Raw genomic sequence first — 24,850 nt, 5'->3', positions numbered from 1 at the left:
ATGGGTGTTGCAGGGGTCGGTAAGACCACGGTGGCGCGGCTCTTGGCGCAAAGGCTGGATGCGCCCTATGCGGAGGCGGACGACTTCCACCCGGAGGCCAACATCGCCAAGATGTCGGCGGGTATCCCACTGGAAGACACAGACCGATGGCCGTGGCTACAGCGGATTGCCGAATGGATGTCAGACCGGGGACGTGAGGGGACCGGTGGAGTAGTCACCTGCTCGGCGCTCAAACGCCGTTACCGCGACGTTCTTCGTACGGGGTGTCCCGATGCCTTCTTTGTGCACCTGTCCGGGGATCGGACTCTGATCGGTGACCGGATGTCGCATCGCACCGGACATTTCATGCCAACGTCATTGTTGGACTCACAGTTCGACATTCTCGAACCGCTACAACCCGATGAGCGAGGAGCCGTACTGGACGTGGGCACCGGGCCGGACGAACTGGTAGCAGAGGCATTGAGGCAGCTCGGCACATGAACGTGCTTCTTGCCGACCCGGCGTCGAAGATTCCGCACACCACGAGCGATCTTCGACTACTCACCGCGGTGGTGCTGAGCATCGGGGTGATCATCCTGCTGATCACCCGCCTCAAGATCCATCCGTTCCTGGCGCTACTGCTGGGATCGGGGGCTCTCGCCGCTACCGCGAGCGTTCCATTCGACAAACTGCTGGGATCCTTTGTTACAGGGTTCGGTTCGACCATCGCCGGCGTTGGACTGCTCATCGGTCTGGGAGCGATGCTCGGCCGTCTGCTGGCCGATTCCGGCGGGGCCAACATCGTGGCCGATGCCGTGCTGCGGCGTTCCGGTCCGCGCATGCTGCCGTGGGCGGTGGCGTTGATCGCCGCGGTGCTGGGGTTGCCCTTGTTCTTCGAAGTGGGTGTTGTGCTGCTGATTCCCATCGTGCTCTTGGTGGCGCGTCGGGGAAACGTGCCACTGCTGCGGGTGGGAATCCCTGCGCTGGCGGGCCTGTCTGTGTTGCACGGACTGGTTCCGCCGCATCCGGGTCCGTTGGTGGCGGTGGACGCACTGCAGGCGGATCTGGGTGTCACCCTGGCGTTTGGTCTCCTGGCGGCGGTGCCCACCTTGATCGTGGCGGGGCCCCTCTATGCGCGGGTGGCGGAACGCTGGGTGGGGCCACTGGAGATTCCCACCGCGACGGCGCCCGAGGCCAAGCGCACGGGACCCGCTCCAAGTGTTGCCGCGGTACTGGCGACGATCTTGCTTCCGGTAGCACTGATGTTGGCGAAGGCCCTCTCCGATGTGGTGATCGATAATCCGAAATCGTTGGTGCAGAGGATTTTCGATACGGCCGGCACGCCGCTGGTAGCGCTGTTGGCGGCGACGCTCGTGGCGATGGTGACGCTGGGCAAGGCTTCGGGGCTTGACCGCGTGGGTGTCTCGGGAATCGTCGAGAAGTCACTCGGCCCTATCGCGGGAATCGTCTTCATCGTCGGTGCCGGAGGCGGATTCAAGCAGACCCTCATCGAGGTGGGTGTCGGGGACGCCGTAAGCGCCTGGTCGGAGAAATGGCAGATCCCCGCGCTATTGCTCGGCTGGCTTATCGCCGTGCTCATTCGACTGGCCACCGGGTCGGCCACCGTCGCCACCATCACCGCCGCCGGTATCGTCTCCCCACTCGCGGTCGATATGTCCACCGCGCATGTGTCGCTGCTGGTGCTTGCGATAGGCGCTGGATCGCTCTTCTTCTCCCACGTCAATGACGCTGGGTTCTGGTTGGTAAAGGAGTATTTCGGTATGACTGTGGGCCAGACGCTCAAGTCGTGGTCCGTGATGGAAACGGTGATCTCGGTCGTCGGTTTTTTGATGGTTCTGCTGCTGAGCGCGTTCGTCTAACTCTTCGTGGCGCTCACGAATTGTGATAGGCCGCGGACTTCCTGATCGATGTCCTGGAATCCCGCATTCTGCAACGCCGAGGTGATGTCCGAGCGATCAAAGCCGTGTAAGCCGCCCAGCGCTGCCAGTTTGGCGGACACCGACCGCAGCAGCACGGGGCCACGCGTGCAGCTGGTCATCACCGCGATACGGCCGCCCGGAGCCAGCACCCGGATCATCGCGTCGAGAACCTTGAAGGGTTCGGGCACCAAATACAGTGCGGCAAAACAACACACCGCATCAAAGCTCCCGTCATCGAACGGCAGCGTGCGGGCATCCGCACGTAGGTAGCCGACTCCGTCAGCGACATTGGTCCGGACCGCGCGTTGCAGCATGGGTTCGGAGAAGTCCAGGCCGATCGCCAGACCGTCTGGCCCCTGTTGTTGCCCTAAGTATTTGGTGAAGTTCCCGGGACCACAGGCGACGTCCAGCAGTCGGTGCGATGGGCCGAGCTGCAAGGCTTCGGCAGCACGGCGTCGTTCGGCCGACGGAGTGATGCCGGTGTAGAGGACGGTCTGGCTCCAGCGCCACGGGCCTTGGTAGATCGAGGCCACCAAGGGATTGTTCATGGCGATTTGGGCGCCGCGCTGGGGTTGATCGGAAGGTGGCGGAAGGAGATCCAGGTATCCGGCCGCCGAATGCGCGCCGCCGCTCAACGCGTCTGGCCGGACAAGATCGCGGATTCGGTCCAATGTCGCGGTGGTCATCATTCGGCCTCCTGCAGCTGTTCTTTGTCGTTGCGAAGATGTTCGTCGAAGAAGGCATAGACCCGCTGCCATGCGTCTGCCTCCGCCTCGGGGGAGTATCCGAATCCAGCGATGCGCATCAATGGCTGCATCGGCAGTTGGTTGGCGAAGCTGTGTCCCGCGTTGTATTTCTTGATGTCGTGCGGGATGCCGTGAGCGTCCAGTGCCTTCCGCAACCGGGGCTCACCCCGGATCACGAATGGGTCCCGCGTGCCCAGACTCGCGACGATGGGGCAGGACTCCTCGAAATGGTCCCCGTATGGCCCGGGCATTGCGCCGTAGAAGGGTGCGGCAGCCTCGAATCCCTTTGTTGCGGTGATCAAGGCGAAACCGCCGCCCATGCAGAAGCCCGCGACTGCCACCGCGGATGTGGTGTACGGCAGTGCCCGCACGTAGTCGCGGGCGGCCAGCACCTCTTCGACTGCCTTGCCGTGCCGGGTGGCGAGATTGGTCAAGACTCTTGTGATGCAGCGGATCCGGCCGCGTGAATACAGGTTGGGCGCCAGTGCAACGTAGCCGTTCGCGGCCACGTTCTTGGTGATGCGCCGCAGGTCGGGGGTGGATCCGCTGATGTCATGGAGCACCACTACCGCCGGCCAGGGGCCCGCACCGGCGGGTGTCTCCAGAATGGCGCTGATCTCGCCGTTGGGCGTAGGGATGTGTACCTCGGTCATGCCTTCCCGGCCTCCAGTGCTGTAATAATCTTACTCAGATGTAAAATTAAATGAAAGGTAGGCTGCGCAGCGATGGCTGTCAATCCCCGGAGGTCCAGGGGCCGTCCGCCCCAGACCGACGAACAGCGGGCCAGGACACGCGCACGTATTCTGGCCGCGGCCGGCGGTGTCTATGCCGAACACGGCTACCGGGGCACTACGGTCGCCCGTATTGCCGAGCGCGCAGAACTGTCAAAACCGACCTTCTATGCCTTCTTCGACGGTGTGGCGCAGGTGATCACAGCCTTGGTGATGGACAGCCAGCAACAGCTGCTGACGCAGTGGGGGCCGGTTGTGAATGCCGGCGGCGATTTGATCGAGAAGGCGAGTGCGGGTCTTGACGCGTATCTCGAGACGGCCGAACGCGGCCGCGACTCATGGCTTGTCTTCCATATCGAACAACACGACCCGGCCTCACCCGCGCGTCAGCTGCGGGCAGCATACGAAGAACGTCTCATCGAGGTGCTGCGGCAGGCTCTGGTCGCCAGCGGCAGGCCCGCACCCGGGGTGGAGACCTTGGGTGTGCTGCTGGCCAGCATGCAGGCGGGCTGCTATCGGTACCTCTCGACGCCGCGTACCGGCCGTCCGGCCGTGCGCGCGGCGATGCTGCGCAGTGCGCTCGCACTGCTAGGCACGCCGGAGGACTGGCGCGCTCTGGCAGCGCGCCCCGAAATATTCGGCGAGGGTTAAATACTCAGATACTCCGGGGTGAGCACGATCGAGTAGAGGATGGTGCGGTACGCGCGGGTGGGGTCGGTAACCCATTGGCTCACAAGGAAATGCAGAGTCTGAGTGCCGTCGGCATTCATGGTCACATTGACCACTTGTGGTCCGTAGGGCTGTAGCAGCTTGTGCGCATCCCTGGAGATGAACGGATCATCGGGCCGAGGGTCCGACGGATCGTTGCGGATCAGCACCGTCATCGGTGCGCTGACCAGTTCCTGCGGAGTTCGGAACAGTTTGAGTCCGATGTGCGCGTCGCCGGCGCCGTTGGAATCAAGCAGTCCGAATCCGCCTGCGGGTAGAGCGAACAACTGATTCTCGCGGTCGCCACCACCGTCGATCTGTCCGATCTTCTCCCACGCCGACGAGTCCAGGAACGCCGGATTATCGATCGGCGGTGTGAGCCAAGCAAATCGGGGTGCCCAGGGCCCGGTTCCGATGTTCCCGGCCACCAGCATCCGTCGGCCGGGCATCGAAACACCACTCGGTTGTGAGACACCGACCATGACACCCATCGGCCGGTACGAGGCTTTACCCGGCTCGCTCACGTCATACACAGTGGTATTCGCCGACACGAAGGTGCTGCATCCAGGAGACGGAATGCACGAGGCGAACAACAATGACCGGTGCGCCAATTCCGCCGATCCGGTGGGTAGCAGCCGGGCGCCGTCCTGCGCATCCGACGGCAGCGCAAGGGGTTTGGAACGTCCACCCAAGGCGACCGAAGGCTCCGCGGGGTCGACCGGAATCAGCTGGATTCCGTCTCCCGTGTTCAGGTAATCGCCCGTCCAGAGGCAGGCTCCCCGGTTGGTGTGCACCCCGAGATCGAACGAGTCATCACTGCATACGGTTTGGAAGCTGGCATTGACGGACGGCATATGCGGGATCGGGTTGCCGTGGGCGTCCTTGAAGACCTGCTGCTGGGTTGGCCCGATCATGACAAGTGAATCGAATACGGGAACCATGCGCGGGGGCAGCGGCGTGACGGTGGGCGTATCGGGGTGGAACGGCTTGGGTGGCAGATGTTTTTCGTGCCGCACCCACAACGACGACACGGGCACGCCAAGGTTGTTCAGCATCCGGCCGACCAGGGGCGCACTGACGCCGATGACATTCGACGGATCGCCGTCGATCCCCTCGACGAACCAGCTGCCCAGGCCGTCGAGAGTGAATGCACCGGCCACCTGCAGCGGCTCGCCGGTGGCCAGATACGCGTCGAGGTCCTCTGCCGAGGGGCTACCGAAATGCACTGTAGTCGAACGTGTTTCACTGACTCGCGCGACCGGTTTACCGTCGATGACCCGTATCAGGCAGTGCCCGGTCAGCAGCTCGGCCGAACGCCCGGCCATCAGCCCCCAGCGGCGGCGCGCCTCCTCGACGGTGCCCGGCTTGCCCTGTAACGAGCCGTCGAGCAGGAGCATGGAATCGCAGCCCAGCACCACCGCATCGGAGGCGACTTCGCCGGCAAGGCCGGAAGCGACATCAAAGGCCTTGGCGGAGGCCAGCACCTCGACGGCGCGGGCCGGTGCGATACCCGAGGGCTGCGTCGCCATGACGAGATGTTCGTCGACGTGCGACACGATGACGACCGGGTTGAGACCGGCCTGCTCCAAGATCCGTTCGCGGGCGGGCGATGCGGACGCCAGAACTAGAACAGGCACAGCCGGTCTCCGATTCTCTAGCGAGACAGCGTCTAGCGGGCCAGCTTTGTGCGCTGGAGCAGGGTGACCAGCTGCCAGCTGTGTGCGCTATACCGCAGCTTGTCGACGGGTTGGCCCCAGCGGTTGTGCGTCGTGAGACTCTCGGCTTCGGCCTTGGAGGCCAGCGCACTGAGCGCCGCGACCAGGGCCGCGATCTCCGCATCGGCCGGGTTGCCCCTGACCACCTCGATGTCGGCGGCCTTGACCTTGTCCTCGGTGCCGGGCCCCTGTTCGGCGGAAATGATCTCTGTGGCTTCGTCAGTCACGTGGTCCTCCGCGCTCTCTTGACTCATAGCGGGATGTTTCCGTGCTTCTTCGGTGGGAGCCGCACGATCTTGCGGTCGAGCAGGCGCAGTGCCGTCACGATGTAACCGCGGGTATGTGACGGCGGGATGACCGCGTCGACGTATCCGCGCTCGGCGGCGACGTACGGGTTCACCAGGGTGTCCTCGTACTCCGCCTGCAGCTGCAGGCGGAGGGCGTCGACATCCTCACCGCTCTTGGCGGCCTCGCCCAGCTGGGAGCGGTACACGAACCCGACCGCACCCGAGGCGCCCATGACGGCGATCTGCGCGGTGGGCCAGGCGACGTTGACATCGGCGCCCATGTCCTTCGATCCCATCACGCAATACGCCCCGCCATAGGCCTTACGGGTGATGACGGTGATCTTCGGGACGGTGGCTTCGCCGTAGGCGTACAGCAGCTTGGCGCCGCGGCGGATGATGCCGTTGTACTCCTGCTCGGTACCGGGCAGAAACCCGGGCACATCCACCAGGGTGATGATCGGGATGCCGAAGCAGTCGCAGGTCCGGATGAACCGCGCGGCTTTCTCCGAGGCGTTGATGTCTAGGCAGCCGGCGAACTGGGTGGGCTGGTTGGCGACGATGCCGACGCTGCGGCCGTCGACGCGTCCGAATCCGATGACGATGTTCTGCGCGTAGCCGGCCTGCACTTCGAGGAACTCGTCATCGTCGAGGATGCGGGTGATGACCTCGTGCATGTCGTACGGCTGGTTTGGGGAGTCTGGGATCAGCGTGTCCAGCTCGAGGTCTTCTTCGGTGAGGTGGTCCTCAATGGCGCCGTCGGTCGGTTCGGGGCCGGGATGGCGCGGCGGCTCGGAGGCGTTGTTCGAGGGCAGGTAGCTCAGCAGGTCGCGGACGTAGTCGAAGGCATCCTGCTCGCCAGAGGCGACGTAGTGCGTGGTACCGGACTTGGCCTCGTGGGTGTGGGCGCCGCCAAGCTCCTCCATGGTGACGTCTTCGCCGGTGACGGTCTTGATGACGTCAGGCCCGGTGATGAACATCTGGCTGGTCTGGTCGACCATGACGATGAAGTCGGTTAGCGCGGGGGAGTACACATGCCCACCGGCGGCCGGCCCCATGATCAGCGAGATCTGCGGGATCACGCCCGAGGCGATGATGTTGTTGTGAAAGATCTGGCTGTACAGGCCGAGGGAGACGACACCCTCCTGGATGCGGGCACCAGCGCCCTCGTTGATGCCGATCAGCGGGCGGCCGGTCTTGAGGGCCAGCTGCTGCACCTTGACTATCTTCTCTCCGTACACCTCACCGAGGCTGCCGCCGAATACCGAGACGTCCTGGCTGAAGATGCAGACATCGCGGCCGTCGATGGTGCCGAAGCCGGTGACCACACCGTCGCCGAGCGGCCGCTTGGACTCCAGGCCGAATTTGGTGCTGCGGTGCTTGGCCAGCGCGTCCAGCTCCACAAACGAGCCCTCGTCGAGCAGCGCGGAGATGCGCTCGCGGGCGGTCAGCTTGCCCTTGGCGTGGATCTTCTCGACGGCGACCTCACCAACCGGATGCAGTGTTTCCTCGGTACGCCGACGCAGATCGGCAAGCTTGCCCGCGGTGGTGTGGATATCCGGCTCGGTGGTGGCCGTGGCTTCGGTCATGGTCACCGATGCTATCGCGCGCCACCCGGCAGAACGCGCACGGGCCTTAGAGAGTTCTCAGAAATTTTGTCGAATAGAAGTTCTGGATCGAAGTACATAGAACGAGATGGACAAACAGCCCGGACTGGGCGCTGACTCTGTCTTCACGATCGTGTCCCATTTCGACCAGCGCGATGTCGTCACCGCGGGTTTCTCAAGCAGATCTATCCGGGCGCCGTGGCGCAGAGCATCACCAAGCTCGTGCCCGATGAGTACCGGCACCTGATGGGTGCATCATCGGCGATATGCCCGACGCTTCCACACCGCGCGCCGATATCGCCACGATGCTCCTCGACCGGATCGGCGATAACAACCCAGGGTTGCGCACCCGGGACCGCGACTGGACCTGGGACGAGGTCGTCGGCGAATCCGCCGCACGGGCCGCGCTCGCGCAGAAGCTGAGGGTCGAGGGCCCCTTTCATATCGGCGTGCTGTTGGAGAACCTTCCTGACTTCGTCTTCTGGCTGGGCGGTGCCGCGCTGACCGGGGCCACCATCGTCGGTATCAACCCCACGCGCGGCGCAGCGGAGATGGTGGCCGAGATTCGTCACACCGACTGTCAGCTGATCGTCACCGACACCGAACACCTCGACCGGCTCCAGCATCTCGATCTCGGCCTTGCCGAAGATCGGTTTCTGGTGATCGACAGCCCCCAGTACCTCGCCCGGCTCGACGAGAACCGCACCGCGGCGACGGTTTCCGTTGGGGTGGGTGCCGATTCGTTGTTCCTGCTGCTGTTCACCTCCGGCACGACCGGCGCCTCCAAGGCGGTGAAATGCAGCCAGGGACGGCTGGCGCAGATCGCGCACTTGGCCACCGAGAAATTCGGGCATATCCGCCGCGATATCGACTACTGCTGTATGCCGCTGTTCCACGGGAACGCACTGATGGCGTTGTGGGCTCCCGCACTGGCCAACGGTGCCACGGTATGCCTGACGCCCACCTTCTCGGCATCGCGTTTTCTGCCCGATGTCAGGTATTTCGGCGCGACGTTCTTCACCTACGTCGGCAAGGCGCTCGGGTACCTGTTGGCGACCCCGGAGCAGCCCGATGACGCCGACAACCAGCTGGTGCGAGGATTCGGCACCGAGGCTTCGCCGGAGGATCAGTCTGAGTTTCGACGACGGTTCGGCGCGGAACTGTTCGAGGGCTACGGATCCAGCGAGGGCGGGGGAGCGGTCACGCTCGACCCCGAGACGCCGTCCGGCGCACTGGGACGTCCGGCGCACGAGGGCGTGGCCATCGTGGATCCGGAGACGTTACAAGACTGTGCCGCGGCGGTATTCGATGAGCATGGACGTGTACTCAATGTCGACGAGGCGGTCGGCGAGATCGTCGACAAACAGGGACGGCGCGGTTTTGAGGGCTACTACAAGAATGACGATGCCGACGCCGACCGCATTCGCGACGGGTGGTACTGGACCGGCGACCTGGGCTACCTCGATGCGGCCGGGTTCATCTATTTCGCCGGCCGGCGCGGCGACTGGATCCGGGTCGACGGCGAGAACACCTCGGCGCTGACCATCGAACGGGTGCTGCGGCGCCACCCCGCCGTGATCGCGGCGGGTGTCTACGCGGTACCAGACCCTCGTTCTGGCGATCGTGTGATGGCTGCCATCGAGGTCGCCGATCCGGCCGAGTTCGACGCCGAGGGATTCAGTGAGTTTCTCAAGACGCAGGAAGACTTGGGGAGCAAGGGAATCCCGCGGTTCTTGCGGGTATCGGCGAGCCTGCCGGTCACGGGATCCAACAAGGTGCTCAAACGCGAGTTGAAGGAGCAGCGTTGGCACTGCGAGGACGCAGTGCTGCGGTGGGAGGGACGCGGCGATCCGGTGTTCGAACGGATGCGGCCGCAGGACAAAAATGCACTCGATGCTCAATTCAGGGCATATGGGCGACACCGGCTGCTGTAGCGCGCAGTATTGGAGACAGGTCCGAAGGGGAGGCCCCCGCGATGAGGCCCCCACAAGTGGGAGGTACCCCCAGCTTGCGCGAAGATCATTCAATACAGACTGACGACGCGATCCGCGAAATCGACAGTGGCACAGCGATGAACCGGTTTGCTAGGGGATGGCACTGTCTCGGATTGGCGGAGTCGTTTCGTGACGGGGAGCCGCACGGTATCGAAGCGTTCGGTACCAAACTCGTGGTCTACAGCGACGCCGCGCGGGCGTTACACGTTCTGGATGCCTATTGCCGGCACATGGGCGGTGACCTCTCGCAGGGCACCATCAAGGACGGCAACGTGGCCTGTCCGTTCCACGACTGGCGTTGGGGTGGCGACGGCAAGTGCAAGCTGGTGCCGTATGCCAAGCGCACCCCCAAATTGGCCCGCACTCGCAGCTGGCCCACCCTTGAGGTGAACGGACAGCTGCTGGTGTGGCACGACCCGGAGGGTACGGTGCCGCCGCCCGAGCTGGCGCCGCCGACGATTGACGGCTACGGAGAGGGCAAATGGTCGTCATGGCAATGGAATTCGATTCTCATCGAAGGATCGCACTGCCGCGAGATCGTCGACAACAATGTCGACATGGCGCACTTCTTCTACATCCACCACGCCTACCCGACGTACTTCAAGAACGTCATCGAGGGGCAGACGGCCAGTCAGTTCATGGAGTCCAAGCCGCGGCCCGATTACGTCCCCGATCCCGAAAAGCTTTGGGAAGGAACGGGTGTGCGGTCCGAGGCCACCTACTTCGGGCCGGCGTACATGATCGACTGGATCCACAACGATCTCGGCCCCGGATTCACCGTCGAAGTGGCGCTCATCAACTGCCACTACCCGGTGACGCACGATTCCTTTGTCCTGCAGTGGGGCGTTGCCATTCAGGAGATGCCCGACCTGCCACCGGAGAACGCCAAGAAGCTGGCCGCGGCGCTGGCCATGTCGTTCGGTGACGGGTTCCTGGAAGACGTCGAGATCTGGAAGAATAAGACGCGAATCGACAATCCGTTGCTCACCCAGGAGGACGGCGCCGTTTACCAGCACCGCCGCTGGTATGAGCAGTTCTATGTGGACCTGGCCGATGTCACCCCGGATATGACGGAGCGGTTCGAGATAGAGGTGGACACCACGCACGCCCATGGGGTGTGGGTGCACGAGGTCGAAGAAAATCTCGCCGAGCGGGCTGCCGCGCACTCAGTCGTGCAGTAGGGCGAGGCCGAGGCGCTCCGGATTAAGTGCCGCCAAGTGTCATCGCCACGTCATTTTCGGGCGGTACGAATCCTTGCGTTGCACAACAATTTCGCGCTGACCCTCGGGCAAGTAGACAGTTATTCGGAAGTCGTCCCCATGATGTAGCCAGGCGATGGGATCCGCTGTACGGATAGGCCAGGTGGCGCCGCTCGGTAATGATGGGCCGGATGCTTTCAGCTACAAACACGACGCGATTCGACGTTCGTGTCAGCCATGGCGACAACCTCGATTGGGCAAACGACTGCGTCGACTGTGACCCGATTAGCAAACACTGCCGTGTTGCTCCTGGGGCAGGAAGAGAGACGGTGCAACGTGTCCGCGGGGAGCGCTCGGCGGTGCCCTCAGTCGACGTTGTTTAGCTGGCTAGTGAGACACGCGTGGGATTCGGGAATCTCTTATGTGAGAACGGAATTCTGGGCACGGATCGCTACACAGTCACTCGCGCCGAGAATGCGATGTGAGGCCATTCGTGGGCGTGCGGTAGCCGTTCGCCGACGAATCCTGAGCCCCTAATTACCTGTATCTGGCCTGAAAGTTTCGCAAATTTCTGGCGGGGTACAACGAGCAGCTGTTAGATCGTCATATGTGACATCAAGATCCAACACTGAGTGCAAGTGGACTGGTTGGCGCTCTGGTTTGCCGGAGCGATTAATCATGCAGTGCTGCAACTGTATTCGGGTCGCGTGTAGCGCTATCGAGTTAGCTGTCTAGACACGAAGGGCGATCGGCGAAGCTCCATCCGTTCGGGGATGGCAGGTGCAGGGCGGCGTGCGCAGGGTCGGCGATGCGCAGACCGCCTGGGCATGAGCGGCACGGTAAAGCTGGGAGGTCTCAGTGGAACTCGATGACCGGGCGTTTCCGCTAACGCGAGAACAACTGGATATATGGCTTGCGCTACAAACAGGGCGCTTCGATACGGCGTGGCAGTTGGGTGTGCTGGTACGGATCGAGGGAGCGGTCGAGAGTGGCCTGCTCCAGCAGGCGATTCGTCACGTGGTGGGCGAGGCCGAATCGATGAGGGCCGGCATCTTCGAGGTGGATGGCAAGGTCTTCCAGAGGGTCATTGATGAGCCCGATGTGGATATGGCCTGCTATGACCTGAGGGAATCGGGAGATCCGACGCAGGAAGCTCGCGGCATGGCGGCGTCGATCCAACGGACACCGATGCCGCTCACCGGCCCGCTGGTCAAATTCGCGTTGTTCCGAACACGAGACGATGAGTACTACTGGTTCGGGTGTCTCCACCACATCATCATCGATGGGTTGGGTATCGCCCTGGTGGGAAGGCGGATTGCGGCTGTCTACTCCGCGCTTGCCGCGGGCATCGCTATTTCTCCCGCCTTCTTCGGCTCGCTACAGGATTTCGTCGCCGGCGAGGCGGACTACGTGGCGTCCACCGACTACGTGGAAGACCGGGACTATTGGGCCGGGAACCTGCCCTCGGGGGATGAAACGGGTTATCGGCCGCCGCAGATCGCCGACGAGCAGGATCCGTATTCGCCCTCCGCCCCGGTCCAACTGGACTCCGCCGTAATCGGACGGGTCAAGGAGCTGTCCAAGGCTCTACGGGTCCGTAGATCATCCGTGCTGACCGCGGCGTGCGCGCTCTTGGTACGTGGATGGAGTGCTGACGGTTCGGATGAGGTAGTACTGGACTTCCCGGTAAGCCGAAGAGTGGATCCGGCGTCAAAGGTCCGTCCGGGCATGCTCGCCGGTGTGGTGCCACTGGTCTTGAATGCGGGCCCGGAAGCTACGGTGGCCGATTTTTGCCATCAGGTCGACAGGAAGGCCCGGGAGGCACTGCGGCATCAACGTTTTCCGGTGAACGCGGTTATCGGCGAGAGCGACTCTCGTGGCCCGAGGCAGGTGCCCAATCGGGTAGTCGTCAATTTCGTGCCGGCAAGACTCACCTTGGATTTCGGTGGTGTACCGGCAACCGCTACCTACACGACCTTCGGCCCGGTGGGGCATTTTGGCCTGTTCTTCCTTGGGTTCGGTGATGAGCACTTCTTGAGCACAGTGGGTGCCGGACAGCCCTTTTCGAATTTTGATGCTGCGGATCTGGTGGCTCGATTGGAGCGGCTGCTGGTGACAATGGCCGCCGATCCGGATCGGCGGCTGTCGGCGATGGATCTGCTGGGCGCCGACGAGCGCGCGCGCCTGGATGAGGTCGGTAACCTCGCGGTGCTGACCGAACCTGCGGCCGGCGCGATGTCGGTTCCGGAGTTGTTTTCCGCGCAGGTGGCTCGCACCCCGGATGCGACGGCGCTGACTTTCCAGGGCCGGTCGTTGACCTACCGTGAACTGGATGGATCGGCTAATCGGTTGGCGCACTTATTGATTGCCCAAGGTGTGGGACCGGGGCGGTATGTGGCGTTGATGTTGCCGCGGTCTGCAGAGGCGGTCGTGGCAATCCTGGCGGTGCTCAAGTCGGGGGCGGCATATCTGCCGATCGACCCGGCACTGCCGGCCGAGCGGATCGCATTTATGGTCGCTGATGCCGGTCCAACCGCGGTGGTGAGCACCAAAGATCTGGCCGACCGGTTCGTTGGATTCGAGCTGCCACTCGTCGATGTCGACGACCCTGCCGTGGATAACCAAGCCGGCACGGCGCCCCCGGCGCCGACCCCCGACGATCTTGCCTACCTGATCTATACCTCCGGTACCACCGGTGTGCCTAAAGGTATTGCGATCACTCACCGTAACGTGACGCAGCTGTTTGCATCGTTGGATCTGATACTGCCGCCCGCCGGGGTGTGGTCGCAGAGTCACTCCTATTCTTTCGATTTTTCGGTGTGGGAGGTCTGGGGCGCGTTACTGCGTGGCGGGCGGCTCGTGGTGGTTCCCGAAGAAGTGACCCGCGCACCGGAGGATCTTCACGCCTTGCTGGTGGCCGAGAAGGTCACGGTCCTGAGTCAAACTCCCTCGGCGGTACAGGCGTTATCGCCGCTGGGGCTGGATTCGACGGCGTTGGTGATTGGTGCGGAGGCCTGCCCACCGGATGTGGTGGATCGGTGGGCACCGGGGCGGGTGATGGTCAATGCGTACGGTCCCAGCGAGACGATGATCTGTGCGTCGATCAGTGCGCCCCTGAATGCGGGGTCAGGTACTCCTCCGATTGGCTCGCCGGTACCCCGGGCGGCATTGTTCGTGCTGGACGAGTGGCTGCGGCCGGTACCCGCCGGGGTGATCGGTGAGCTGTATGTGGCCGGTGCCGGAGTCGGGGTCGGCTACGTGGGTCGGGTCGGCTTGACCGCGTCGCGATTCGTGGCCTGCGCGTTCGGGAGGCCGGGCCATCGGATGTACCGCACCGGGGACCTGGTGCGTTGGCGTGCCGACGGACAGCTGGACTATCTCGGTCGCGCCGATGAGCAGGTCAAGGTTCGTGGGTATCGCATCGAACTGGGTGAGATCCAATCCGCTCTCGCCGAGTTGGACGGCGTGGAGGCGGCAGTGGTGATCGCTCGCGAGGACCGTCCGGGCAACAAGCGGCTGGTCGGCTACATCACCGGGTCGGCGGACCCCGCCGAGGCGCGCGGAGCGCTGGTCAAACGGCTACCGGACTACATGGTGCCGGCCATGGTGGTGGCGCTGGAAACGCTGCCCATGACCGTCAACGGCAAGCTTGATGTACGTGCGCTGCCGACACCCGAATACAGCGCGGGCGAGTATCGCGCCCCGGGCGATGCGATCGAGGAGATCCTGGCGGGCATCTATGCCGAGGTGCTCGGGCTCGAGCGAGTGGGGGTCGACGAATCCTTCTTCGAGCTTGGTGGCGACAGCATCTTGTCGGTGCAGGTGGTGACGCGGGCGCGGGCAGCGGGTCTGACGTGTCGCCCACGAGACATCTTCGTGGAGCAGACCGTGGCGCGGCTGGCCAGAGTGGCCAGTGTCACCGACAGCGGAGCTCACGTGATCGACGAGGGTATCGGGCCCGTGCTGGCCGTACCCATCATGCGCTGGCTAGCAGCGGTGGATGGACCAACCGACGAGTTCAACCAGGCGGTGCTGGTGCAGGCTCCGGCCGGGGTCGGCGAGGTCGATGTGGTGACCATGTTGCAGGCTTTGCTGGATCGTCATGCAATGTTGCGGCTGCGTGTGGATCACGACGAGGTAGGCGGCTGGTCACTGCAGGTACCGGAAGTGGGCTCGGTGGATGCCCGTAGACGTCTGCGGTCGGTGGACGAGCTGTCCGACAAGGCATTACAGGAGGCGCGGTCACGGTTGAACCCGGCGGCCGGGCTGATGCTGAGCGCCCTGTGGGTCGAGTCCCCCTGCCAGCTGGTGTTGATCATTCACCACCTTGCCGTTGATGCGGTGTCCTGGTTGATCTTGTTGGAAGACTTGAATATTGCCTGGGCGCAGCATCGTTCGGGACAGCCGGTGGTGCTACCCGCCGCCGGGACGTCGTTTGCCCGGTGGGCATCGGTGTTGACCGAGCACGCGAGCCGGCCGGATGTTGTCAAGCAGGTGGGCGCCTGGAGGGAGGTGACGGCGACACCTGCCGCATTGCCCGCGGCGGATCCCGGGGCGGACACCTACGCCACCGCTGGACGTTTGTCGGTGGAACTGGATTCCGAGACCACCGGAATCCTTCTGGGCGAGGTGCCGGTGGCGTTTCATACCAGGGCGCAAGACATCCTGTTGATCGCCTTCGGGTTGGCGTGGGCGGAGTTCCTGGGCGACCGTGATGCTGCGATCGGGATCGACGTCGAAGGCCACGGGCGGCACGAGGAACTGAGCCCGGACCTTGACCTATCGCATACCGTCGGCTGGTTCACCACCAAGTATCCAGTGTCGCTATCTGTTTCGGGATTGTGCTGGGCGCAGGTGGTGGCGGGTGAGGCGGCGCTCGGGGCGGTGATCAAGGGTGCCAAAGAGCAGCTTCGCGCGCTTCCGCACGGGCTGACCTATGGATTGTTGCGCTACCTCAACGACGATGTCGATCTGGAGGGGGGCGACCCGTCGATCGCCTTCAACTACCTGGGACGTTTGGGGGCGGCGGCCGGATTCTTCGGCGACGGCTGGCGAATCCATCATGATGGGCTGTCGGCAATCGGCACCGCCGAGGCGGTACCGATGCCGTTGATGCACACCGTCGAGCTCAATGCGGGCGCGATAGACACCGGCTCCGGCCCGTGCTTGCATGCCGAATGGACTTGGGCGACCTCGATTCTCGACGAGGCGCAGGTCACCCGGCTCAGTAGGCTGTGGTTCGAGGCGCTGGCCGGAATCTGCACTCACGTGCGGTCCGGTGGAGGTGGTCTGACGCCGTCCGATATTGCACCCGCGCGGCTGAGCCAGTTGCAGATCGACGAGCTGCAACGGAAATATGACGTAGCCGATATTTTGCCGTTGACCCCGTTGCAGCGGGGGCTGTTGTTCCACGCCGGCACCGCGCAGGCCGGGGACGATATGTACGCGGTCCAGCTGGATTTCACCCTGACCGGCCCGCTGGACCCCGACCGTCTACACGATGCGATGCGCACCGTCGTCGGTCGGCACCCACACCTGGCGGCCCTGTTCAGCCAACAGTTCGAGGAGCCGGTGCAGGTAATTCCGGCTCATCCCGCAGTGCAGTGGCGATATGTCGATCTCGGTGGCGGCGACACGGAAACGGATGAGCTGATCGCGCAGGTGTGTGGCGCCGAACGTGCCGCGGTGTGTGACCTCGCGCGCCAATCCGCGTTTCGGGCCGCGTTAATCCGTATCGAGGAGTGTCGGCATCGGTTCGTGCTGACCAGTCACCACATCCTGCTCGACGGGTGGTCGCTGCCGATCCTCCTGCGGGAGATCTTCGCGAGCTACTACGGACAGCGGCTGGCCGCGGCCGGGTCGTATCGCGCGTTTCTCACCTGGTTGGCCGATCGGGATCTGGAGGCGGCTCGCGAGGCGTGGGGTGAGGTGTTGGGCGGACTCGAAGCTCCCACACTGGTCGGACCCAAGAATCGGTTGGGGCAGGGGCAGCGGGGATTTGAGACGTCCCGGGTATCCGAGCAGACCACACGAGCCCTCGGCGAACTGGCGCGCTCCTGCCGCACCACCCTCAGCACGGTGCTGCAGGGCGCCTGGGCGATGGTGCTGACCTTGTTGACCGGTCAACAAGATGTCGTCTTCGGAACCCCCCGGTCGCGCGTCGGTCAGCTGGAGGTGGCCAACGCGGAATCGATGGTGGGCTTGTTGATCAACACGGTTCCGGTACGCGCCAACATCACCGCCACTACGACCACCGCAGACCTACTTGCGCAGCTGCAGAAGGCCCACAACGACACACTTGAGCATCAGCACCTGGCGCTCAGCGAGATTCACCGCGTGGCCGGCCACGAGCAACTATTCGACACGCTTTTCGTGTACGAGAACTATCCCATCGACAGTGGCATGATGCTGGGCGCGGATGGGCTGGCGATAGCCGAGTTCACCAACCGCGAGTACAACCACTACCCGCTGACGGTGGAAGCCCTGCCCGGCCGTGAACTCGGCCTGCACGTCGAGTACGACACCGACGTGTTCGACGCCGTCGGCATCGGGGCGCTCGTCGACAGATTGCAGCGGGTACTGGTCGCGATGGCTCCGGATCCCACCCGGCGGCTGTCGTCGGTGGATCTGCTGGATCGCGCTGAGCGTGATCGGGTGTTGTCGGGGTTGTCCGGTGCGACTACGGCGGCGCCGGTCGGGGTGACGCCGCGGCTGTTGGCCGCTGCGGTAGCGGCCCACCCGGATGCGCCGGCGGTGCTCGACGGTGTGCGAACAATATCGTATCGTGAGCTCGACGAGTATTCAAATCGGTTGGCGCGCAAGATGATCGACATGGGTGTGGGCCCGGAGCATGCGGTGGGCGTGGCGATGGATCGGTGTACCGAACTGGTTGTCGCGTGGTGGGCAGTGGTCAAGGCCGGTGGTGTGTACGTGCCGGTGGACCTGGACCATCCCGTCGAGCGGATCGCCTCGGTGCTGGACGCCGCGGGAGCGGTATGCGTATTGACCTGCGGCGCTGACGATGTCGCCGCCGTCGGGTCGCTCCCGGTCCTGCGCATCGACGGTCTGGAGGTGTCCGGGTATTCCGCGGAGCCGATCACGGATGCGGATCGGCTGTCGGTGCTGACGGCGGCGGACACCGCGTACGTGATCTTCACGTCCGGCTCGACGGGTGTCCCCAAGGGGGTGGCGCTCAGTCACTCGGGTCTGCTGGGTTGGGCGGCGGCCCAATGCGATCTGTTCGGGTTGGATGCGGACGCGCGAGTGCTCATGGTGGCCTCGCCGACCTTTGATGCGTCAGTCGGTGAGTTGTTGTTGGCGGCCGGGTCGGGAGCGGCATTGGTGATCGCCCCGCCGCAGGTGTATGCCGGGGAGGCGCTGACTTCCTTGCTGCACAGGCAGAAGGTCAGCGCCGCGATACTTACCCCCACGGTGCTCTCGACGCTGGATCGGGGTCGGCTCGATGGGCTGCACACGCTGATCGCCGTCGGGGAGGCTTGTCTTCCGGAGCTGGTGGAAGCCTGGGCGCCGGATCGGCGGATGTTCAACGGGTACGGCCCCAGCGAGACCACCATCTGGGTCACCTGCGCGCCGCTCAAGGCGGGGCAGCCGGTCCGCATCGGCGCCCCGATTGCCGGGGTGCGCGCACTGGTGCTCGACGCCTGGCTCAATCCAGTCCCGGTAGGGGTGGTGGGCGAGCTGTATCTGAGTGGGCCTGCATTGGCACATGGCTATCTGGGCCGAGTTGAGCTGACCGCGGAGCGGTTCGTGGCCAATCCTTTTGGGAGTCTGTTCGGTGTGGCCGGGCAGCGGATGTATCGCACCGGCGACCTGGTGCGGTGGACTCCCGACGGAGTCCTGGAGTATTTGGGCCGTGCCGACGGTCAGATCAAACTGCGTGGGCAGCGCATCGAATTGGGGGAGATCGAGAACACCCTGCTGGCCTGCCCGCAGGTGACCCAGGCCGCCGTCACCGTGCAGGACGGCGCCGCCGGCTCGCACCTGGTCGCCTACGTGACTCTCGATCAAACCGTCGCCGACCACGACGCCGGAGATGTCGAGGAGTGGAAACACCTATACGACGACCTGTACGGCGCCGATATCGCGTCCAGCTTCGGCATGGACTTCCGCGGCTGGAACAGCAGCTACACGGGCGAGCCGATCCCGCTCGAGGAGATGGTCGAATGGCGTTGCGCCACAGTGAACCGGATCATGTCCTTGCGACCGAAACGTGTGCTGGAGATAGGCGCGGGTTCGGGATTGCTGCTATCGGAGATCGCTCCGCAGTGCGATCAGTATGTGGCCACCGACTTTTCGGCGGTGGCGATCGACAATCTGGCACGCTCACTGGAGCAGCTACAGGTCTCGTGGCGTAATCGAGTCGAGCTGCTGGCCCAGCCCGCACACGTCACGGAGGGACTGTCGCGCAGCCACTTCGACACCATCGTCCTCAACTCTGTTGTCCAATACTTCCCCAATGCGGGGTATCTCGCCGAGGTCATCGACACCGCGATGGATCTGTTGGCCCCCGGCGGCGCGGTATTCATCGGCGATATCCGCAATCACGCCCTGCAAGGTGCCTTCCAAACCGCCATCGCGGTGGGGCGCTCCGGCGGCGCTGATACGGCCGAGATCCGCGGCCGAGTCCGCCATGCGATGCGCGGTGAGACCGAATTGCTTTTGGCTCCAGAATTTTTCACCACCTGGGCGGATTCCTGCCCGTCGGTGGGTGGGCTGGATATCCGAGTCAAGCGCGGATGGGCCGACAACGAACTGAGCCGGTACCGCTATGACGTTGTCATCCACAAGACTCCTACGCCCGCACGTTCGGTGAGCGCCGAGTCCACCTGGACGTGGGCCCGATGTGCGAGCCTGCGCGGGCTGCGTGACGAGCTGGTGTCCCGACGTCCGGCCGTCATCCGCGTCACCGACATTCCCCGTGCCGGACAGATAGACGATGTCAGGGTCGAGGCCGCACTGGCGGCGGGGCTATCCGTGGTCGACGCCCTGGCCCAAGCGGCCGCCGGTCCCGAGGCCGTCGATCCGGAAGAACTGCATCGCCTCGGCGAGGCCGCCGGATATCACGTCGCGGTGACCTATGGCACCCAACTCGGCAGTCTTAGTGCGGTTTTCATCGCAGACGACGGGCTTCCGGCCCCGCGGCTGACCGATCTCTACCAGCCCTCCGTCTGGGCCCAGCAGCGCATCAGCCATGCCAATGACCCGCGCACCAACACCAAGATCGGCGGCGTGCGCGAGCGATTGAGCGCTTGGCTACCCGACTACATGGTGCCGACCTACATTGTGGCGCTTGAGGAACTGCCGCTGACCTCCTCGGGGAAGCTCGACCGCAAGGCCCTGCCGGCGCCGGAGTACCGGGATGGTGATCGCTACCGAGCCCCGGTTGGTGCGGTCGAGGAAATCCTCGTCGGGATCTACGCCCACGTGCTGGGGCTCGAGCGGGTTGGTGTCGACGATTCGTTCTTCGATTTGGGTGGCGACTCGCTGTCGGCGATGCGTCTGATCTCTTTGGTAAACACCACCCTGGGCGCTGATCTCGGGGTCAGGGTCATCTTCGAGGCGCCTACGGTTGCCGAGCTGGCGTGCCTCGTCGGCGGGGATGCTCCTCGGCCCGAGCCGTTGGTGGCGGGGGCGCGGCCGGCGGCGCTCCCGTTGTCGTTCGCTCAGAACCGGTTGTGGTTCATCGACCAGTTGCAGGGGCCTTCGCCGATCTACAACATCGCGGTGGCATTGAGGCTGCGCGGGCACCTGGATACCGACGCGTTGGGCGCGGCGCTCGCCGATGTCGTGGCCCGCCACGAAAGCCTGCGCACGGTGTTCGCGGCGGTCGACGGGACACCTCGGCAGGTGGTGATTCCCGCGGAGCGGGCCGGCTTCGCATGCGAGGTCGTCGATGCCACTGGTTGGTCGGAGGGCCGGCTGCGTACGGGTATCGACGCGGCGGCCCGGTACGCGTTCGAACTGGCGAGTGAAAGTCCGCTTCACACTGAGCTTTTTACCGTGTCGACCGATGAGCATGTGCTGGTTGTGGTGGTGCATCACATCGCTGCCGACGGCTGGTCGCTCACTCCGTTCGCACGGGATCTGGGCCTGGCCTATGCCGGTCGCTGCGACCGCCAGGTACCCCAATGGGCGCCTTTGTCGGTGCAGTACGCCGACTACACGCTCTGGCAGCGTGCGTACCTGGGTGATGCTGACGACGGCGACAGTCGTCTTGCCACACAGCTGGACTTCTGGCAGGACACCCTGGCGGGGCTGCCGGAGCGCCTGCAGCTGCCGACCGACCGTCCCTACCCGTCGGTCGCCGATCACCGTGGTGCTCGGGTGGCGGTTGATTGGCCGGCCGAGCTGCAGCAGCAGATTTCTCGAGTGGCCCGCGAACACAACGCCACTGGCTTCATGGTGGTCCAGGCCGCATTTGCCGCGCTGCTCTCCAAGATCGGCACCAGTTCCGATGTAGCAGTGGGATTTCCGATCGCCGGGCGCCCGGACCCCGCGCTCGACGAGTTGATCGGGTTCTTCGTCAACACCCTGGTCCTTCGGGTCGACGTGACTGGAGACCCCACCTTCGCCGAGCTGCTGGCTCAAGTGCGGCTGCGCAGTCTGGCAGCTTTCGAGCATCAGGATGTGCCGTTCGAACTGCTGGTGGATCGGCTCAACCCTGCCCGGAGCCTGAGCCATCATCCGCTGATTCAGGTGATGTTGGGCTGGGAGAACTTCTTCGGGCATAACAAGAGTCCGCTCGGCGCGATGACCCTGGGTGATCTACAGGTCACACCCATACCGGTACACACCGACACCGCCCGCATGGATTTGGCGTTGTCTCTGGCCGAACGCTGGACCGAGGCCGGTCAGCGCGCCGGCATTGCGGTGACGGCGGAATTCCGTACCGATGTGTTCGATGCGGAGACTATCGAGGCTTTGATCGAACGGCTGAGGCGCGTGTTGACGGGGGTCACCGCCGAGCCGCAACGGCGTTTGTCCTCGGTGGATCTACTCGACGGTGCCGAGCACGCCCGGCTGGCCAGGTGGGGCAACGAGGAGGTATTGACGCGACCGGCGAAACCGGCGACGGTGGCGGAGCTGTTCGCCGCCCAGGCGGCCCGCACGCCTGACGCGGTGGCCGTGACCTTCGACAGCAGGTCTATGACCTACCGGGAGCTTGATGAGTCCGCGAATCAATTGGCGCACTTACTGGTTAGTCGTGGAGCCGGCCCGGGTGAGTTCGTGGCGTTGCTGTTCCCGCGTTCTGCCGAGCCCATCGTGGCGATCCTGGCGGTACTCAAGTCCGGGGCAGCGTATCTGCCGATCGACCCGGCACTGCCCGCCGCTCGAATCGAATTCATGCTCACCGACGCCGCCCCGAGGGCCGCCGTCACCACGGCGGCGCTGGCGGACAAGCTGGACGGGTTCGACGTGCTCGTCATCGATATCGACGACCCGGCTCGGGAAACCCAGCCCATCATGGCGCCGCAGGCTCCGGCCCCAGACGACCTTGCCCACATCATCTACACCTCCGGCACCACCGGCGTCCCCAAAGGTGTTGTGGTTACTCAGTACAACGTCGTCCAGCTGTTCGACGCGCTGGACATCGGCGTGGAGTTGGCGCCGCACCAGGTGTGGACGCAATTCCACTCCTATGCCTTTGATTTCTCGGTATGGGAGATCTGGGGTGCGCTGCTGCACGGCGGGCGGCTCGTGGTAGTGCCGGACTTGGTGGCGCGCTCGCCGGCGGACTTCCACTCGCTATTGGTCGATGAGCGCGTGACGGTGCTGACCCAGACTCCGTCCGCTGTGGGTCTGCTCTCACCCGAGGGGCTGGAGTCGGTGGCCTTGGTAATCGGCGCGGAGCCCTGCCCGCCGGAATTGGTGGATCGGTGGGCACCCGGTCGGGTCATGGTCAACGTGTACGGCCCTACCGAAACCACGATGTGGGCGTGCAAGAGCGCGCCGCTGGAGGCGGGGTCCGGGTTCCCCCCGATCGGCTCACCGGTGTCGTGGGCGGCCTTCTTCGTGCTCGACGAGTGGTTGCATCCGATGCCCACGGGGGTGGTCGGTGAGTTGTATCTGGCGGGTGCCGGGGTGGGTGCGGGCTATTGGCAACGTTCGGCGCTGACCGCATCGCGGTTTGTGGCTTGTCCCGTGGGAGTGCCAGGACAAAGGATGTATCGCACCGGAGACCTGGTGTGCTGGGGTCCCGATGGGCAGCTGCGGTACCTGGGTCGCGCCGATGAGCAGGTGAAGATCCGCGGCTATCGCATTGAGCTTGGTGAAATACAGTCTGCGCTTACCGATTTGGACGGTGTAGAGCAGGCAGCGGTCATCGCCCGCGAAGACGAACCCGGCGACAAGCGCCTGGTGGGGTATGTCACCGGGTCGGCCGATCCGGCCAAGACGCGTGCCGTGCTTGCCGATCGGCTTCCGGCCTACATGGTCCCGGCTGCGGTGGTGGTACTGGAGGCGCTACCGGTGACCGTCAACGGAAAGCTTGATATCCGAGCCCTGCCGGCGCCGGACTATCAACACGTCGATCACTACCGCGCCCCAACGAATCCAACAGAGGAGATCTTGGCGGGCATCTACGCGCAGGTGCTTGGTATCGACAGCGTGGGGATCGACGACTCGTTCTTCGATCTGGGTGGGGACTCACTGTCGACCATGCGATTGATCACGACGATCAACTCTGCACTGGAAGCTGATCTCGGTGTGCGCGCCGTTTTCGAAGCGCCCACGATTGCCCAGCTGGCACCCCGCGTCGGTATGGGGGTTGGTGGTCTGGAGCCGTTGTTGGCGGGGGAGCGGCCCGCCGCGATGCCGTTGTCGTTCGCTCAGAACCGGTTGTGGTTCATCGATCAGCTGCAGGGGCCCTCACCTCTTTACAACATGCCGGCGGCGCTGCGGCTGCGCGGGCACCTGGATACCGACGCGTTGGGTGCGGCGCTCGCCGATGTGGTGAGCCGCCACGAGAGTCTGCGCACCGTGTTTCCGGTGTGCGGGGGAATGCCGCAGCAGGTTGTGATTCCCGCGGAGCCGGCCGATTTCGGTTGGGACTTCGTGGATGCCGCCGGCTGGCCGGTAGGACAACTGGACGAGGCCGTCAAGGCCGCGACCCTCTACGGCTTTGACCTGGCGACCGAGATACCGATACGTGCAATGCTTTTCGGCGTAGGGCCGGACGAACACGTGCTGGTGATCGTGGTGCATCATATCGCCGCGGACGGCCTGTCGTTGGCTCCATTGAGTGCCGATTTGTGTGTTGCCTATGCCCGCAGGCGTGCGGGACAGGCGCCCGGATGGGCCGAGCTGTCGGTGCAGTACGCCGACTACACCCTGTGGCAGCGCGCGCAATTCGGCGATCTCGACGATACCGGCAGCCGCATCGGCGCGCAGCTGTCCTACTGGCAGGACGCCCTAGCCGGAATGCCGGAGCGCCTGCAGCTGCCCACCGATCGGCCCTACCCGCCGGTGGCCGATCAGCGCGGTGCCACGGTGCCGGTGGACTGGCCGGCGGAGTTGCAACAGCAGGTTCGGCGGCTGGCGCGCGAGCACAATGCGACCAGCTTCATGGTGGTGCAGGCCGCTCTCGCGGTGCTGCTCTCGAAGATCGGCGCTAACAACGATGTGGCAGTGGGATTTCCGATTGCGGGGCGACGAGACCCCGCACTCGATGAGCTGGTGGGCTTCTTCGTCAACACCCTGGTGTTGCGGGTCGATCTGGCCGGAGACCCCACCTTCGCGGAACTGTTGGCCCGGGTTCAGGCGCGCAGTCTGGCGGCCTTTGAGCATCAGGACGTACCGTTCGAGGTGCTGGTGGAGCGCCTCAACCCCGCCCGGAGCCTCACCCATCACCCGCTGGTTCAGACGATGTTGGCCTGGCAGAACTTCGCCGGGCACGATGATCCGGCCGCCGGTCTGGCGTTGGAGGGC

The 24,850-nt window shown here is 64.4% G+C and carries 11 protein-coding genes (1 of these 11 cut by a window edge); 6 read left to right on the top strand and 5 right to left on the bottom strand.

Annotation, left to right across the window (positions count from 1 at the left end):
* Both MLB1_RS04645 and MLB1_RS04640 read left to right on the top strand, forming a co-directional pair.
* Positions 1–480: a gluconokinase gene (locus MLB1_RS04645; protein ID WP_180749691.1), complete on the top strand. Its 480-nt coding sequence runs from the start codon at positions 1–3 to the stop codon at positions 478–480.
* Positions 477–1,859, top strand: coding sequence for a gluconate:H+ symporter (locus tag MLB1_RS04640; RefSeq protein WP_180748513.1), 1,383 nt, complete (start codon positions 477–479; stop codon positions 1,857–1,859). The genes MLB1_RS04645 and MLB1_RS04640 overlap by 4 nt, the downstream gene beginning before the upstream one ends.
* Here the strand turns inward: MLB1_RS04640 and MLB1_RS04635 are convergent.
* Positions 1,856–2,608: a methyltransferase domain-containing protein gene (locus tag MLB1_RS04635; RefSeq protein ID WP_180748512.1), complete on the bottom strand. Its 753-nt coding sequence runs from the start codon at positions 2,606–2,608 to the stop codon at positions 1,856–1,858. The two genes, MLB1_RS04640 and MLB1_RS04635, sit on opposite strands and share 4 nt — an antisense overlap.
* On the bottom strand, positions 2,605–3,318 hold the full coding sequence (locus MLB1_RS04630; protein WP_180748511.1) for a dienelactone hydrolase family protein: 714 nt from the start codon (positions 3,316–3,318) through the stop codon (positions 2,605–2,607). The genes MLB1_RS04635 and MLB1_RS04630 overlap by 4 nt, the downstream gene beginning before the upstream one ends.
* Positions 3,319–3,390: 72 nt before the next feature.
* On the opposite strand from MLB1_RS04630, the gene MLB1_RS04625 reads away from it, so the two are divergent.
* A complete protein-coding gene (locus tag MLB1_RS04625) occupies positions 3,391–4,047 on the top strand; it encodes a TetR/AcrR family transcriptional regulator (RefSeq protein WP_180748510.1) in 657 nt (218 codons plus the stop codon).
* Here MLB1_RS04625 and MLB1_RS04620 read toward each other — a convergent pair.
* Genes MLB1_RS04620 through MLB1_RS04610 form a run of 3 tightly spaced genes read right to left on the bottom strand, consistent with a single transcriptional unit; the run spans position 4,044 to position 7,692 of the window.
* On the bottom strand, positions 4,044–5,741 hold the full coding sequence (locus tag MLB1_RS04620; RefSeq protein ID WP_180748509.1) for a Maf-like protein: 1,698 nt from the start codon (positions 5,739–5,741) through the stop codon (positions 4,044–4,046). The two genes, MLB1_RS04625 and MLB1_RS04620, sit on opposite strands and share 4 nt — an antisense overlap.
* 32 nt (positions 5,742–5,773) lie before the next feature.
* The gene (locus MLB1_RS04615) at positions 5,774–6,046 is read right to left on the bottom strand and encodes an acyl-CoA carboxylase epsilon subunit (protein ID WP_180748508.1); all 273 of its coding nucleotides are present in this window, start codon (positions 6,044–6,046) and stop codon (positions 5,774–5,776) included.
* A gap of 23 nt (positions 6,047–6,069) precedes the next feature.
* Positions 6,070–7,692 (bottom strand): acyl-CoA carboxylase subunit beta, encoded by a 1,623-nt coding sequence (locus MLB1_RS04610; protein WP_180748507.1) that lies wholly within the window; start codon positions 7,690–7,692, stop codon positions 6,070–6,072.
* 284 nt (positions 7,693–7,976) lie between these two features.
* On the opposite strand from MLB1_RS04610, the gene MLB1_RS04605 reads away from it, so the two are divergent.
* The 3 genes from MLB1_RS04605 to MLB1_RS04595 all read left to right on the top strand — a co-directional run.
* Positions 7,977–9,644: an AMP-binding protein gene (locus MLB1_RS04605; protein ID WP_180748506.1), complete on the top strand. Its 1,668-nt coding sequence runs from the start codon at positions 7,977–7,979 to the stop codon at positions 9,642–9,644.
* A 137-nt stretch (positions 9,645–9,781) separates the two neighbouring features.
* Positions 9,782–10,885: a Rieske 2Fe-2S domain-containing protein gene (locus MLB1_RS04600; protein ID WP_255485590.1), complete on the top strand. Its 1,104-nt coding sequence runs from the start codon at positions 9,782–9,784 to the stop codon at positions 10,883–10,885.
* A gap of 876 nt (positions 10,886–11,761) precedes the next feature.
* On the top strand, positions 11,762–24,850 hold the 5' end (the start) of the coding sequence (locus MLB1_RS04595) for a non-ribosomal peptide synthase/polyketide synthase (RefSeq protein WP_180748504.1). The gene runs 18,006 nt beyond the window's last position; 13,089 of the gene's 31,095 nt are visible here — the first part of the coding sequence; it begins with the start codon at positions 11,762–11,764; the stop codon falls past the right edge of the window.

This window comes from Mycobacteroides sp. LB1, from assembly GCF_013449725.1.
Lineage (GTDB): Bacteria > Actinomycetota > Actinomycetes > Mycobacteriales > Mycobacteriaceae > Mycobacterium.
The sequence above is the reverse complement of the archived record's forward strand: the minus strand, read 5'-3'. Positions and strand labels throughout refer to the sequence as shown.